Source organism: Dyella choica (assembly GCF_003977665.1).
GTDB classification, from domain to species: domain Bacteria; phylum Pseudomonadota; class Gammaproteobacteria; order Xanthomonadales; family Rhodanobacteraceae; genus Dyella_B; species Dyella_B choica.
Genome location: NZ_RYYV01000025.1, coordinates 18334 through 33448, shown reverse-complemented (window position 1 = coordinate 33448; position 15115 = coordinate 18334). Strand labels below are relative to the sequence as shown.

Below are 15115 nucleotides of genomic sequence, written 5' to 3'. Positions count from 1 at the left end.
ACCGCTCTCACTTTCGGATAAAGGCGCCACCCGTGTTACGAGGCATCATCGCGTTTGCCCTGTCCCGACGCTCCGTCGTGATCATGGCTCTGCTGGCGTTCTTCGCCGCGGGCCTGATGGCGTACAGCAGACTCAACATCGAGGCTTATCCCAATCCGGCGCCGGTGGTGCTGGAAATCACGGCGCAGGCGCCGGGCTTGTCCGCCGAGGAAATGGAGCGGCTTTACACCCGGCCAATGGAACTGGGTGTCGCCACCACGCCTGGGGTGGACAACATCCGTTCCACCTCGTTCTACGGCCTGGCGTTCGTGCGAGTGACCTTCAAGTATGGCGTGGACTACAACTTCGCCTATACGCGTACCGCGATCAATCTGCAGCAGAATGTCAGCCTGCCCAACAGCGTGCAGCCGCAGATCCAGGCATCCAGCCTGGTGGGCGAGATCTTCCGCTACCAACTGGTTGGGCCGCCGCACTACGGCCTGACCAACCTGCGCACTCTGCAGGACTGGGTGGTGTCGCATCGCCTGCTGTCGGTACCGGGCGTGGGCCAGGTGGTGACCTGGGGCGGCACCACCAAGGAATACCACGTCGACGTGGACATGCCGAAGCTGCAAGGTTACAAGCTCACCCTGCCGCAGCTCACTGCCGCGCTCGGCAACGCCAACCAGAATGTCGGCGGACGCACGATCAACCTTGGCCAGCAATCAGTCAACGTGCGCGGCGTCGGCCTGATCTCCGATACCGACGACATCAAGCACGTGGTGTTGTCTGAGAGCAATGGCACCCCTGTCCTGGTGCAAAACGTGGCCAGCGTCTCCGTCGGCACGGCCCCGCGCCTGGGCCAGGGCGGCCGCGACAACCAGAGCGACGTAGTGACCGGCATCGTGGTGATGAACCCCACCGAGCGCACCAACGAAGTGATCACGCGCGTACAAGCCGAAGTGGAGCGGCTCAATCTCGATGGCACGCTGCCACCGGGCGTGAAGGTGGTGCCGTTCTACGACCGCTCTACCCTGGTAGCTGTAACCACGCACACGGTGCTGCACAACCTGGTCTTCGGCTGTCTGCTGGTGTTCCTGATCCAGTGGATTTTTCTGGGTGATTTGCGCAGCGCCCTGATCGTGAGCGCGAACATTCCGGTGGCGCTGTTCTTCAGCATCATCATCCTGGTTCTATGCGGGGATTCGGCCAACCTGCTCTCGGTGGGCGCAGTGGATTTCGGCATCATCGTCGACTCGGCGGTGATCATGATCGAAAACATCTTCCGCAACCTGCAAAAAGGCGAGCAAGAGCGCAAGGAACTGCTGCACTACTACGCCGAAAGCCAAGGCGGCGCCGGCCCCACCGGTCCAGGCAGCCATGGCTGGACCGATCGCATCCGCATGCTCTATGTGAGCGCCATGCAGGTGGATCGTGCAGTGCTGTTCTCCTCGGTCATCACGGTGGCCGCTTTCATTCCGCTGTTCACCATGCAGGGCGTGGAGGGGCAGATCTTCAATCCGATGGCACGCACCTATGCCTATGCCTTGTCGGGTGCGCTGATCGCCACCTTCACGATCACGCCCGTGCTTGCCTCGCTAATGCTGCCCAAGCACGTCAAGGAAGTCGAAACGATCTTCGTGCGCGCGATTCGCCATCTGTATTCACCGGTGCTGCGCTGGGCCTTGCGCCGGCGCAAGCTCACCGTGGCGCTGGGCCTGTGCTTCCTGTTGCTGGCGGGGCTGCTGCTGCCACGCATCGGTACCGAATTCCTGCCCGCACTGGAGGAAGGCAACCTGTGGATTCGCGCCAGCATGCCGCCGACCATTTCGCTGGAGGCCGGCATGCAGAAGGTCGATCGCATGCGGCACATCATCGAGTCCCATCCGGAAGTGATCACGGTGGTATCGCAGCACGGCCGCCCCGATGACGGCAGTGACGCGGCAGGCTTCTACAACGTGGAACTGTTCGTGCCGTTGAAGCCGGAAAGCGACTGGCCCAGCGGCGACAGCAAGGCCAAACTGGTCGCCTGCTTGCAGCAGGAATTCAACGCTGAATTTCCGGGCGTGAGTTTCAATTTCTCGCAGTACATCCAGGACAACGTCGAAGAAGCGCTATCCGGCGTAAAAGGAGCCAATGCGGTAAAGATTCTTGGCCCCGATCTGGGGAAATTGGAGCAGCTGGCCGACGAAGTGATGCATCAGATGCAGCAAGTACGCGGCGTGCAGGACCTGGGTGTCTTCCATGTGCTGGGCCAGCCCAACCTCAACATCACCGTCGACCGTGCAAAAGCCGCGCGTTACGGCCTCAACACCGGTGACGTAAACACGGTGATCCAGGCCGCACTGGCCGGCACGCAGGCCACCACCGTACAGGAAGGCGAAAAGCAATTCGCGCTGGTGGTGCGCCTGTCCGCGCCATACCGCTCCAATATCGACGCCATCGGCAACGTCATGGTGGGCTACACCAATTCCGCCGGCAATACGGCTTACGTGCCACTGCGCGAGCTGGCGAATATTTCGCTGGATACCGGCGCCTCCTACATCTATCACGAGCGCAACGAGCGCTATATCCCGGTCAAGTTCAGCGTGCGCGGCCGCGACCTGGGCAGCACCGTGGAAGAGGCGCAGCAGCGCATTGCCGAAAACGTCAAGCTGCCCAGCGGCTATCACCTGGCCTGGGCGGGCGAGTTCTCCGATATGCAAGCGGCGAAGCAGCGGCTGGCCGTGGTGCTGCCGATTGCCATCGGCTTGATCCTAGCCTTGCTCTTTACGCTGTTCAATTCGCTGCGCGACAGCCTGCTGACACTGGCAGCGATTCCGTTTTCGATCGCTGGCGGCATCATCGCCCTGGCTTTGTCCGGCTTGAATCTCAGCGTCTCGGCGGCCATCGGTTTCGTGTCGCTGTTCGGGGTATCGGTGATGAACGGCATTCTGGTCATCACCTATTTCAACCACTTGCTGTTTGAAGGCAGGCCGCCGGTGGAGGCGATGTACCTGGCCGCGGAACAACGCATGCGCCCGATGCTGATGACGGCGCTTTCCGCGTGCATCGGGCTATTTCCCGCCGCCATTTCGCATGGTATCGGCAGTCAGGTGCAGCGTCCGCTCGCTACCGTGGTGGTTGGCGGCATGCTGCTGGGACCGATCATGCTGCTGATCGTGGCACCAGCGTTGCAGGTATTGGTGGTGGAATGGTCGCAAGCGCGTCGCGCGAGGCGGCGGCTCGCCGATGAGGAAGGAGGCAAGGCATGAACCGTAGCGTGCTGGTTCGCCTGCGTGGTTCGGGCCTATTCGCGCTGGTCGCCCTGTGTGCCGGCTGTGCTGTCGGTCCGGATTACCATCGCCCAAGCGTGCCATCGGCAGATGGCTTAACCCGCGCCCCCATGCCGGCGGCTATCGGCGCTGCCACGACGCATGATGCGCAACGATTCACTCAGGACGGCTCGGTGCCGCGTGACTGGTGGCAGGCGTTCGAGTCACCGGTCTTGAACGACCTCGTCCAGCGCGCACTGGCACACAACCCCACCGCCGACGCGGCTCAGGCTGCGCTGCGCCAGGCGAAAGAAGACGTTGCCGCGCAGCGCGCCAGCTTTTTCCCCACTCTGCAGGCCAGCTATTCGCCTTCGCGTAATCGCAATGCCGTCGGCACGATTTCGCCGACACTTAGCTCTGGAGCAACCTACTACACCTTGCACACGGCTCAGCTGACCGTGGGTTATGTGCCCGACGTGTTCGGCCTCAACCGCCGCACCGTCGAATCGCTTAGCGCGCAGGCCGATATGCAGCGCTACCAGCTGGATGCCACCTATCTCACCCTGGCCACCAATGTGGTGAACGCGGCCGTGCAGGAAGCCGGCCTGCGCGCGCAGATCGCGGCAACTCGGGCGACGATCGATGCCGATACACGCGCGCTATCCATCCTGCAACAACAAGCGGCCATAGGTGGCGCCACGGCTCTGGATGTCGCGGCTCAAGCCGCGGCACTCGCACAAGTCCAGCAGAATCTACCCGCACTACAGAAACAGCTCGAACAGACGCGTGACTTGCTTGCAGTGCTGACCGGTGAACCACCGTCACAGTCCGAGCACGCCGATCTCGAACTGGAAACGCTGCATTTGCCGCCGACGCTGCCGCTGAGCCTGCCGGCGCAGATCATCCGTCAACGCCCGGATGCGCTGGCAGCCGAAGCTCAGGTGCATGCCGCCAGCGCGCAAGTCGGTATCGCAGTCGCCAACCGCTTGCCGCAGCTCTCCATTTCGGCGCAGTACGGCGGCAGCTCGACTCAATTCGGCCGCATGTTCTCCGACAACAACTTGTTCTGGAGCCTTACCGGTACGGTATCGCAAACCCTGTTCGACTTTGGCGCCTTGAAGCACCATCAACGCGCCGCCGAAGCGGCCCTGGACCAGGCCAAGGCGCAGTATCGCAACGTCGTGCTCACCGCCTTCCAGAACATTGCCGATACGCTGTACGCGCTGGATGAAGACAGCAAGGCGCTTGCCGCAGCCACGCAGGCAGAGGCAGCCACACGAAAGACGCGTGATCTAACGCAGCAGCAATTGGAAGCCGGCGCCGTCAACGCGCTGGCACTGCTCGGCGCGGAACAGACCTACCAGCAGGCCAGGATCGCGCGGCTCCAGGCCGTCACTGCCCGCTACGTCGATACAGTGGCGCTTTACCAGGCGCTGGGTGGCGGCTGGGAAGACCATGGCGGGAAGCCATAATGGATGTTGCAAAACCCGGCATTGCCATGCAGGTAACCCGCGCGATGCTGGGATTGTCATCCCAGCCTACATGGGGCGCCGCTCAAGTTTCCGCCCACATGCGGATCAGGTTCGCGCGGGACTTGCTGATCAGGTCGAAGGCCGGGCTCTTGCCTTCACGCTTGAAGGTCAAATGCTTGGCGTTTTCCAGATCCCACAAGACTTCCCGTTTCGCCGGATCGCGTATCTGGCTTTGCACCCAGATGATCGCCGCATCACGCACGCCGCGGGTAACCGGTGTTACGTGGTGCAAGGTGTTGGCGGGATAGGCAATCGCGGCACCGGCCTCAAGCTTGAACTGGCTGGCGATGCCATTCATGAATACGGTCAGTTCGCCGCCATCGTAGCTTCGCGGGTCGGAGAGAAAGATAGTGATGGCGATATCGCTACGTACCGCATTGCTCATGCTGCCCATCACCGGCGTATCCACGTGGGGGCCGTATTCCATGCCTTGCCCATAGCGGTTGAACAATACCGAGGTTGCCATCGCCGGCAGCAACGCCGTCTGCAATTCGCCGCTGCGCATGAAGGCTTCACGCACAACGCGTGCAATCTGCTCATATTCGGGCGCACCCGGCGTCACCTGCAGATTCCGCTTAACCTCACGTGCGGACCAGCCGGCCGTGCCGGCCCCATCCACAAAAGGAGCACTCTGCAGCTTGGACTGGATGGTTGCCAGCTCATCCGGACCAAGTACGGCGGGGACACAGTGAATCAAGGCAGTAACCCTTCATGAGGTTGGATGGCGCAGTCCATGGTAATCGTACGCTCCATGGAGCGGAACAACCGCCGCCGTACGGCCGTTCTTTAGCGTGAAGAACATGCAAGACTAGGCATCGGTTCTCAAAACCCTCCGCATCAGGTAGCCCATGTCGCCTCCCTCCCTCTCTCCCGCAGCCAGCCAGTGGCTGAGCGAAGCCGGCAAGGCGCTGTCCCAGGGGCGCCCGGATCTGGCCGAGCAACCCTTGAAACGCGTGCTGGCCGAGGCGCCTGGCTTTGCCAACGCACAGTTCCTGTATGGCATAGCCTGTCAGATGCGTGGCGACAGCCACACTGCCGCCGATTACATGCGCAAAGCCGCGCGGCAACGCCCTGATGACCCGAACATCCTTACGAATCTGGGAGGCGCCCTTTACGATTCCGGCGCCACTGCAGAAGCATTTGTCTGCCTGCGTCGCGCCACGGAACTGGCCCCCTTGCAAGCATCCCACTGGTTCAACCTCGGTAAGGCGCTGAAACTTACGTGGCAACTGGACGAGGCCGCGGATGCTTTGCGACGCGCCCTCAAGCTGGACGTACGTCACATCTCTGCGCGCAACACGCTGGCCGATATCTTCACGATACGCGGCAACATCGCCGAGGCGGTCGCCGAATACCGCCGAGTGTTGGGCCTCCAGCCCGATCAGGCGCATGCCTGGCAATGCCTGGCCAATCTGAAAACCGAGTCGCTGACCCAGGAGGACGCCAGGCAGATCCAGCGTGCGCTGCAAAACCGGCAGCTAGCGCCCGACGTGCGCGTATCGCTCGGCTTCAGCCTGTACAAAGCCCTGGAAGACCAGCACCAATACAGCGAAGCATTTCAGGCCTTGCGCGAGGCCAATGCACTCAAACGCCAGCTGGTCCAGTGGGATGCCGCGGCGGAGCGCGCGCACATTGATGCCGTAATGGAAGCATTCCGCCAACCGTTGCCGGCACCGCTCGATCCAACTCTCGGGCACGAAGTGATCCTGATCGCCAGCCTGCCCCGCTCCGGATCAACCCTGGTTGAACACATCCTCGCCTCGCACCCGCTGGTGGAAGGCGCCAATGAGATCCCGGACCTGTCACAGGTCCTCGACGAAGAATCTAAACGGCGCGGCAAGGACTTTCCGCATTGGGTGGCTGACACCACGGCGGAAGATTGGGCGCGCTTGGGTAAGAGCTATCTGGCCCGCACTGCACGCTGGCGCACCAAGCGTCCTTATTTCACCGACAAGGGGCTGCAGACTTGGCAATGGATCGGCGCCATCCGCGCTATGCTGCCAGGCGCTAGGATCATCAACTGCCATCGCGACCCGGTCGAAACCTGTTTTGCCTGCTACCGACAGTTGTTCAGCGAAGGCATCCACTTCAGCTACGACCTGGGCGACCTGGCCAGTTGTTATAACGACTTCCAGCGCCTCACCGATTACTGGCAGCAACGCTATCCGGGCCACGTCTTCGACCTTTCCTACGAGACGCTGGTACGCGACCCAGAGGCTCAGATCAGGCAACTGCTTTCGTTCTGCCAAGTACCCTTCGATGCCGCGTGCCTCTCGCCGCACCAGACTCAACGCGACGTACACAGCACGGCGAGCGCAGCGCAAGTACGCCAGCCCATGCGCGCTGATACCGCACGCAGTCCGCACTATCGAGACTTTCTGGCGCCGCTGATCCAGCATCTCGAACGCTGAAACGAAGAAGGCCGCCGATTGCCCGGCGGCCTTCTTACTTTTTCCCATAACCGACACCTTCCTTGGCGTCGGTGAATCCGCGACGGGAATTACCAGTCGTACTTCACGAAGAATTCCATGTAGCGCGGCTGTTCCACCGACTGCGCGGTGTGGTAGACCGGGTTGTACTGGTACGTACCCGTGTTGGCACCCGAAGCAGTGCCGCCGTTACCAATAGCGTATTGGGTGTAGTAAAGCGTCGGCTTCTGCTCGTTGGCCAGGTTGTGAATTTCCCACTGCAAGGTGAGCTTCTTCTTTGCCCAGTCCGGCGTGTACGTCAAGCTCAGGTTGAGCTGGTGGGTCCACGGCGTATGGCCACTGCTGCCACCGGGAGACGGTTGGCCGCCATACCCCACGCCAGTCGTCGAATTGGAACTGGGCACGCCGCCGCAGAAGTGCTGGTAGGGACCGTTATACGCATCAGCAAAAATGGTGGAGCCGAAACCGCTCAGGCAGATGTTCGGCGCACCCGACTGCATGATAAAGGTACCGCTGACCATCCATTCCGGCGTAATGGCATACGAGCCGAACGCCTTGAGGGTGTGGCGATGGTCATTGGCCTGATCACCATTGGAGTAGGCCATGATGTCGGGGAAGTCCCACTGCGCCGTGGTCGAACCGGAAAAGCCGCCATTCCTCGAGTTCGTGATCTGCCCGATAGCGGTGTCGGTCGGACCTTCGGTGGTACCGTACGACCTGGAGTACAGGTAGTCGATCTTGCCGTACCACTTGCCATCCCAAGTGTGTTCCAGATAGGTATCCAGAGCGTAGTACTTACGCGACGGCTTCGGGAACCCGATGAAAGGCTGGCCCGCCGTCAAAACGCCTTGCCCGGTGTTCGGGTTCCAGATCACCTGGCCGGTGGGCGACCCATCACACGGGATGTAGTTGGTCTTGCCAGGGTTGACTAGGCCCGCAGCGCAACCATAAGGGTCCGCAAGATCGGTGTCATCGACGAGGTTGCCTGCCTTCTCCCAGGTCGCCTGCGAGCCGATCACCAGGCCGGTATCGCCGAGCATCTTCTGGAAGCCCAGCACGTATTCGTCCTGATACTGCGGCTTGAGGTTGGTCGAGGCGTAGTCCTTGATGTTGCCGGGGACGCCATTCTCGCCATCCGACGAGAAGAAGCCTGGCGTCGTCACACCCGGAGCCAATACGGTGGGAACCACGGTCAACCCGGTCGGAGAACCATTCGGATTGATGCCGGTGTAGGTATAGGTGATGGTGCCGTTGATGGAGCTGAACGCAGTGTTACGTGCGGCCAGACCCGCCGGCAACGCCAGGTAGTAACGACCTGCGTTACCGAAGACCTTCAACGTGCTGTCGCCAAACACGTCCCAGCTGAAGCCCAGGCGCGGAGCCCATTGCGGACTGTTTTCCTTGACGTAGGGTTGGCCGCCGGGGCCGGTGTTTTCGAACTGGTCGTTGCGCAGGCCAAGGTCAAGCAACAGGCTGGGCGTGACCTGCCATTTGTCTTCCACATACTGCGCCTTCTGGCGAACCGCAATCCTGACGTTCTGGTGCACAAAGTTTTGCTGAACGTAATTGCCGTAACCAGGGTTACCGACAAAGGGCGCATTCGAGAAAGTGGACGGCAAGCCTACTACGTAGTTCCAGGAATAGCCGTTGACGATGTCGGAGCCGTCGTTATCGTCCCGGTACTGGATGTTGTCGATACCGAACTTGAGGTCGTGCGTAGCCGTGAGCTTGTAATCAAGGTCGATGCGCAGGTTCTGCGTCTTGGTTTTGTGGCCCGGATTGGTAAAGGTCTGCTCGGGCAGGTTCGGGGCAGAAACACCCGGCGGTATGACAACCCCTGAACCGAAGGTCACTGGCGATTCATTGCCGCCACCCAGGCTGCGGAAGTACTCGCCCTTCATCAAGCCGTACTGCATTTCGAGCGTGAGGTCGTCGGTGATGTACGAGGTGTACTTCAGGATGCCGATATTGTAGGTGTCTTTGGACAATACGCCCGGACCGTAATAGCCGGCGACTTTCTGGTCCGTGTAGTTGTAGTTGTAGTAGTTGCTGCTGCTCTCGTTGATCTGGCTTCTGACGCCCGTCAACTCCAGCACGTTGCTGTCGTTGATGTTCCAGTCCAACTTGCCATACAGCTTGGGACTGCTGGTAGCCGTCGTATGGTAGAAACCCTGGGGCGTCGTTACACCAAAATTCTGCACGCCGAAGTCCTGGCTGTCGTGCTCCCATTCGGCAGTCAGGAAGAAGAACAGTTTGTCCTTGATCAGCGGGCCACTGAGGTAGGCGTCATACACGTTCGACCAGTCGCTGTTCTGCTTTTTGCCCGTTTGGATCCGGCCGTAGCCGGGAGCATAGGCCGTCGTGCCTTGGCTGGCGGCCAGATAAGGAGTGGCAACAGGGTTGGTCGGAGACACCGCCGTCAACGCACCCACTGGCGTCAGCGGATTGTTGTAGTGCACGTTGTCGAAGTTGCCTTGGGCCCAGGACGGACGGAAACCCACGTACACGCCGGCATGCCACTGGTTGCTACCGCGCTGGCCAATCTGGCTGATCACGCCGCCGGTCGAACGACCGTATTCGGGACCATAGCCAGAGGTGATGGTCTGCTGCTCGGCAATGGCGAAGTACGGCAGCGTAATGCCGCCCGCGCCACCGACCGGATCGGTGGTATTGAAACCGTTGAGGTAATAAGCGTTTTCCACAACGCTGTTGCCGCCCATGGAAACCAGCGGCGCACCGCCCGGACCCGTGCCCAGGCTGGAGCCACCCGCGTTCACCCCGGGGGCCAGCAGCGCGATGGCTTCAGCGCTGTGAGCCACTGGCAGAGTCTTCAATTGCTGCGCGGTCATCACCTGGGTCTGGCGGGTGGAGGACACGTCGATCGCAGGTAGCGCGTTGGCCGTAACCGTGACGGTCGCGAGGTTCTTCGCGTTCTCGGGCGCGGCAAACGGCACCGGCGTACCGCCAGACACGGTTACCTGCACATGCTCGCGTGTAGACACCACGTTGCCGCCCTGCATCAGCGACACGGTGTAGTCGCCCGTCGGCAACTGGTTGGCGCCGTAGCGGCCATCGCTGCCGACCTGTACTTCGCGGGTCAGGCCAGTCTGGGTGTTGACGATGCGGACCGTCTCACCAGCCGCCACCGGCGCGGTACCGAATACGGAACCGGTGGTGGCCTGCGCCAGTACCTGTCCCGAAAACCCAAAACCCATCGCCACTGCAACAGCCAACGCAGTGTGACGCACCGGCATCCTGTTCGATACCGACTTAAGCTTCCTATGGATACTCATTCAATGCTCCCCAGCAGCTAGTAGTCAAAGAGGCCCCAAAACCGCCAGCGCACGCCCCTGCCCGGCGCGGGTCCCACCCCGGCCAGATCACGAACGGACGGTTTTTCTCCCCCATCCCCGACAAATTGCCCAAGCCGTAAAGTTGCTTAACGGCCCTTTAGCATTTGTTATCCTGCAACTTAAGGGTTGGAATCCCCGGAAGTCAACGATAAATAATTACGGATGAAAGCAATAACTTGCGATACGTAATTTATTGCGCAAGCCGGATGACTGGATAAGCGCTGCGGTACGCAGGAAATAACCGAAGCGCTCACTCCCCCGGCTCATCCTCGAAGCGCAGGTGCTTGACACTGCGGCCGTTCCGGCGCACCAGCTTCAAGGCCTCGATGCCGATCCGGATATGCGCTTCTACATACTGCGCGGTGACGCCACGGTCGCTCGATTCGGTCTTCACGCCTTCCGGAATCATCGGCTGATCGGAAACCAGCAATAGCGCGCCACAAGGGATGTGGTTGGCGAAGCCGGCGGCGAAGATGGTGGCGGTTTCCATATCCACCGCCATGCAGCGTGTGCGCCGCAAGTACTCCTTGAAGGTTTCGTCGTGCTCCCACACGCGACGGTTGGTCGTGTAGACGGTGCCGGTCCAGTAGTCGTGGCCGAGGTCACGAATCATGGTCGAGACGCCGCGTTGCAGCTGGAACGCCGGCAATGCCGGCACCTCCGGCGGCAGATAGTCGTTGCTGGTGCCTTCGCCGCGAATCGCCGCGATCGGCAGAATCAGGTCGCCAAGCTGATTCTTCTTTTTCACGCCGCCGCATTTGCCCAGGAACAGCACCGCGCTGGGCTTGATAGCCCCCAGCAGGTCCATCACGGTGGCGGCATTGGGGCTGCCCATGCCGAAGTTGATCAGCGTGATGTCGTCGGCGGTGGCGCTGGGCATCGGGCGATCGCGGCCTTGCACTGGCACATCGTGCCATTGCGCGAACAGGTCAACGTAATGGCCGAAATTGGTAAGCAGGATATGGCTGCCGAATTGGTCCAGCGGTACGCCCGTGTAACGCGGCAGCCAATTGCTCACGATTTCTTGTTTGGTTTTCATTCGAATCTCGTGGTCGGGCACGACGAATCTTCGCCGTGCGTTACCGGCAACGCCACGTCGGCGCAGTGCCGAGTCTCACGCCCTTCATCTTAGAGCTTGAACGAGCCCTTTCGTCGACGGACGCATTTCGCACCCGCCAAAAAAAACGCCCCGGCATGACCGGGGCGTTCAAAAGCAAACCTAACTGGGCGCCTCGAAGGAATGAGGCGCCCGTTCCGCTTAGTAGTCGTAAGACACCGACAGACGCACGTAACGAGGCTGGGTGTAGAACATGCCGTTGCCGAAGGTGTTGAGCACCGTGCCCGGCGAGCTGGACTCGCTGGTCGCGGACCACTGGGTCGGCACCTGGCGATTCAGCACGTTGAACACGTCCAGACCGAAGGCCAGCTTCTGCTGCGCGAACATCGGGCGATACATCACACCCAAATCCACGCGCTGGTTCCAGGGCATGCGGCCGGCCGCACCCGGAGCGGAGGGCTGGCCGAAGCAGTAGTGGTACGCGGAACCATAGTTGATCGGATCCTGATTCGGCGGCGGGAAGTAACCCATGCAGCTCTTGGGCGCGCCCGAGGTCAGCAGCACGCGGCCGGAGACCATCCACTCGTTGGTGATCGCGTAAGCGCCGTAGGCCTTGATCTGGTGCGTACGATCGTTGAACAGGATGCCGTTGCTGTTCGCCATGATCGCGGCAGCATCCCAGTCCTGCGTCTTGCTGACGTCGGTCTGGCCAATGTTCGAAAGCACCTGGCCTTCGGTGTTGCCGTAGCTGCGCGAGAAGGTGTAGTCCAGGCGCGCCTGCCACTTGCCGTCGAACGGGTGCTCCAAGTACGCGTTCAGAGCGTAGTACTTGCGCTTGGCACCATCGGCGAAGCCCCAATCGCTCTTGGTCATCGTCACCTTGGAATAGCCGCTGCCATCCAGGCGCGACACCAGGAAGTCGTTGCTCTGACCCGGATTGATCAGGCGGCAACCCGGCTGCGTGGTGTTGTACAGCGTCGGATCCAGGCCGATCGACTGCATCTTGGCCTGCAGCTTGCTCATGTCGCAGACGTCGTCGATCGCGCTTTCCAGGCGGCGCAGGGTGAACTTGGCGCCGGTGGTCCAGCTCGAGCCCAGGGTCTTGTCGAAGCCCAGGATCAGCTCGTCCTGGTATTCCGCGCGCAGGTTGGTGGCAGTGAAGGTCTTCGGGTCGGGCGTAACGCCGTACTCGTTATCCGAAGAGCGGGCCGGGCCCAGAGCGGTCAGACCGGTCGGGGTACCGTTCGCTGCGATGCCGGTGTAGGTGAAGTACTGGTTGGTATACGTGGATGCCGAAGCACCACGAATCGCCACGCTGCTCGGCAGCGCGAGGTAGTAGCGGCCGAGGTTGGCGTACACCTTCAGGCTGGAATCGCCGAACACGTCCCAGCTCGCGCCCAGGCGCGGTGCCCACTGGTTGCCTTCGCGCACGTAGGCCTGCTCGGAGTTGTTGTAGTTGTCGAACTTGTCGTTGCGCAGGCCAATGTCCACCAACCAACGATCGTTCACCTGCCACTTGTCTTCCAGGTAGTACGCCTTCTGCGTCACCGACATGCTGGTGGCATCGTGGAAGATGCGTTGGCGAACGTAGTACGGGGTACCCGGCGCAGCCGAGAAGCTGTTGATCGGGCTGAGCGGCGTCTTGGTGATGAAGTACGCCCAGGTGTAGCCCGGACCGCTGGTGAGCTGGCCCTGGTTCGCCGCGTGGTAATACATGTTGTCGATACCCACGGACAGGTCGTGGCTGCCCAGGTGGTAATCGACGTCCAATCGCAAGCCATGCGTGCGCGTCATGGCATCCGGCGAGCTGATCAAGCGAGTGGCGTTGTTGTTGGTGATCGGGGTGCCACCGTTGTAAGCCGGGTTTTGCTGTCCGTTATTGATGAGGAACGCATCGACCGAATTCAGCCCCGGATACTGGGTGAAGTTCGTGGTCTTGTTACGACCGTAGGTCGCGCTGACCGTCAGATCCTGGGTGATGTAGCCGGTGTACTTGATGATGTCGAGCGTGGTGGTGTCCTTCGACCACGTCGGATACACGTTGAGCGGACCGCCGGCTTTCAAGGTGTTGTAGTTGAAGGCGTAATACTGGGCCGAACTCGCTTCCGCCGGGCTGTTGTTGGCCGGGTCGGGGTTGCCGGCATCGCCCGGCTCCTTGTTCACGATGTGCGACAGTTCCAGCAAGTGGTTGTCGGTGATGTTCCAGTCGACCTTGCCGTAGAACTTCTGCAGCTTATTGGTGTACTTGAGGTAGGCAGCCTGCGCAGCATCCACGTTATTGGTGCTGCGGCCTTCCACTTTCTCCGATTCCGCCGCCAGGAAGAAGAACAGCTTGTCCTTGATCAGCGGGCCGCCGATGTAGGCGTCGTACACCGTGCGCCATTGCTTGTCGTTCCTGCGGTATTGATAGAGCGTGCCGGCCAAGCCCGGCTGGGCATAACTGTAACCGGCAGGCAGCGTCATGTTCGCGTAATTGCGATTCACCGGATCAGATTCGGCGAAACGCGGTTCCCAGATCACCTGGCCGCCGAAATGCCATTCATTGGTGCCGCGCTTGCCGATCTGGTTGATCACGCCGCCATCGGAGCGGCCGTACTTCGCTGCGTAGCCACCGGTGTAAGTTTCCTGCTGGTCGATCGCGCCATAGGGCAGGCCCACGCCGCCCAGGTTGGACAACGGATTGGAGCTGCTGAAACCGTTGATGTAATACGCGTTCTCGCTGGCGCTACCGCCACCGAAGGAGAGCGCATTGTTGAAGAAGCCGCTGCCCTGGTTCACGCCCGGGGCGAGCAGCGCGATGGCTTCCGCGGTGCGGCCGAGCGGCAGGCGCGCCAGGTCCTTGGAAGTGATCACCGAGCGCGAATCCACGGAGGCCACGTCGATTTGCGGAATCGAATTGGCGTTGACCGTCACGGTGTTCAGCGTCTTCGGTACGAAGGACACGTCGGTGGAGACGCCCACGTTCAGCGACACGCCGTTGCGGGTATCCACGACGGAACCGTCTTTCTTCAGCTGCACCGTATAGGTGCCAACCGGCATGTTGTTGATGTGGTAGTGACCGGTGCTATCCACCGGCACGTCGCGGGTCAGGCCGGTCTCGCTGGTCACTGTTACCGAGTCGCCGGCCGGCGCCTGGCCGACGAACGAACCGGTGGTGGACTGCGCCATCGCCACGCCGGCGAAACCGAAACTTATGGCCAGAGCCGCAGCAAGAGCGTGGCGACGGTAATTGCCCGCGCCGATCAAATCGTGCTTCACCATTATGCAAAATCTCCCCGAAGAGCCCATTGGGCCAAAATAACGACTGCATGAACTGCTCATGCAACCCCGAACTTACGAGGCAAAACCACCGTTTTTTGCCGGGAAACCCGCTGGGTTCCGCCTGGCAAACTCCCCCGGTTTTGGGCGTGATTCGCGCTATTTGCGATCCGCCTCAAGCCGCCTCGATAGCAGGAACTTACGGCACCCTCGTGGCGGGTGTCAACAAAATCTTAGCAATCCAACACAGTTT

General features: G+C 61.0%; 7 protein-coding genes. 3 read left to right on the top strand and 4 right to left on the bottom strand.

All coding sequences use genetic code 11. From position 1 onward, the window contains the following. Positions 1 to 32 precede the first annotated feature (32 nt). The gene (locus tag EKH80_RS20945) at positions 33 to 3233 is read left to right on the top strand and encodes an efflux RND transporter permease subunit (RefSeq protein WP_126686747.1); all 3201 of its coding nucleotides are present in this window, start codon (positions 33 to 35) and stop codon (positions 3231 to 3233) included. Then, the gene (locus EKH80_RS20940) at positions 3230 to 4705 is read left to right on the top strand and encodes an efflux transporter outer membrane subunit (protein ID WP_126686746.1); all 1476 of its coding nucleotides are present in this window, start codon (positions 3230 to 3232) and stop codon (positions 4703 to 4705) included. Before EKH80_RS20945 ends, EKH80_RS20940 begins: the two co-directional genes overlap by 4 nt. Before the next feature lie 82 nt (positions 4706 to 4787). Here the strand turns inward: EKH80_RS20940 and EKH80_RS20935 are convergent, their stop codons facing one another. After that, positions 4788 to 5462, bottom strand: coding sequence for a Fe2+-dependent dioxygenase (locus EKH80_RS20935; RefSeq protein ID WP_126686745.1), 675 nt, complete (start codon positions 5460 to 5462; stop codon positions 4788 to 4790). 151 nt (positions 5463 to 5613) lie between these two features. Here EKH80_RS20935 and EKH80_RS20930 point away from each other — a divergent pair, with 151 nt between their 5' ends. After that, on the top strand, positions 5614 to 7176 hold the full coding sequence (locus EKH80_RS20930; RefSeq protein WP_126686744.1) for a tetratricopeptide repeat-containing sulfotransferase family protein: 1563 nt from the start codon (positions 5614 to 5616) through the stop codon (positions 7174 to 7176). 89 nt (positions 7177 to 7265) lie between these two features. Here EKH80_RS20930 and EKH80_RS20925 read toward each other — a convergent pair whose 3' ends face one another. The 3 genes from EKH80_RS20925 to EKH80_RS20915 form a co-directional block, all read right to left on the bottom strand. After that, positions 7266 to 10487 carry a TonB-dependent receptor gene (locus EKH80_RS20925; protein ID WP_126686743.1) on the bottom strand — a complete coding sequence of 1074 codons (3222 nt, stop codon included), beginning with the start codon at positions 10485 to 10487 and terminating at the stop codon, positions 7266 to 7268. 310 nt (positions 10488 to 10797) lie between these two features. Continuing rightward, positions 10798 to 11586, bottom strand: coding sequence for an AMP nucleosidase (locus EKH80_RS20920; RefSeq protein WP_126686742.1), 789 nt, complete (start codon positions 11584 to 11586; stop codon positions 10798 to 10800). A 219-nt stretch (positions 11587 to 11805) separates the two neighbouring features. Then, the gene (locus EKH80_RS20915; protein ID WP_126686741.1) at positions 11806 to 14865 is read right to left on the bottom strand and encodes a TonB-dependent receptor; all 3060 of its coding nucleotides are present in this window, start codon (positions 14863 to 14865) and stop codon (positions 11806 to 11808) included. Positions 14866 to 15115 lie beyond the last annotated feature (250 nt).

Coding starts and splice junctions, on each gene's coding strand:
- EKH80_RS20930 (WP_126686744.1), top strand. CDS start 5,614: ATGTCGCCTCCCTCCCTCTCTCCCGCAGCCAGCCAGTGGCTGAGCGAA.
- EKH80_RS20915 (WP_126686741.1), bottom strand. CDS start 14,865: ATGGTGAAGCACGATTTGATCGGCGCGGGCAATTACCGTCGCCACGCT.
- EKH80_RS20940 (WP_126686746.1), top strand. CDS start 3,230: ATGAACCGTAGCGTGCTGGTTCGCCTGCGTGGTTCGGGCCTATTCGCG.
- EKH80_RS20920 (WP_126686742.1), bottom strand. CDS start 11,586: ATGAAAACCAAACAAGAAATCGTGAGCAATTGGCTGCCGCGTTACACG.
- EKH80_RS20925 (WP_126686743.1), bottom strand. CDS start 10,487: ATGAGTATCCATAGGAAGCTTAAGTCGGTATCGAACAGGATGCCGGTG.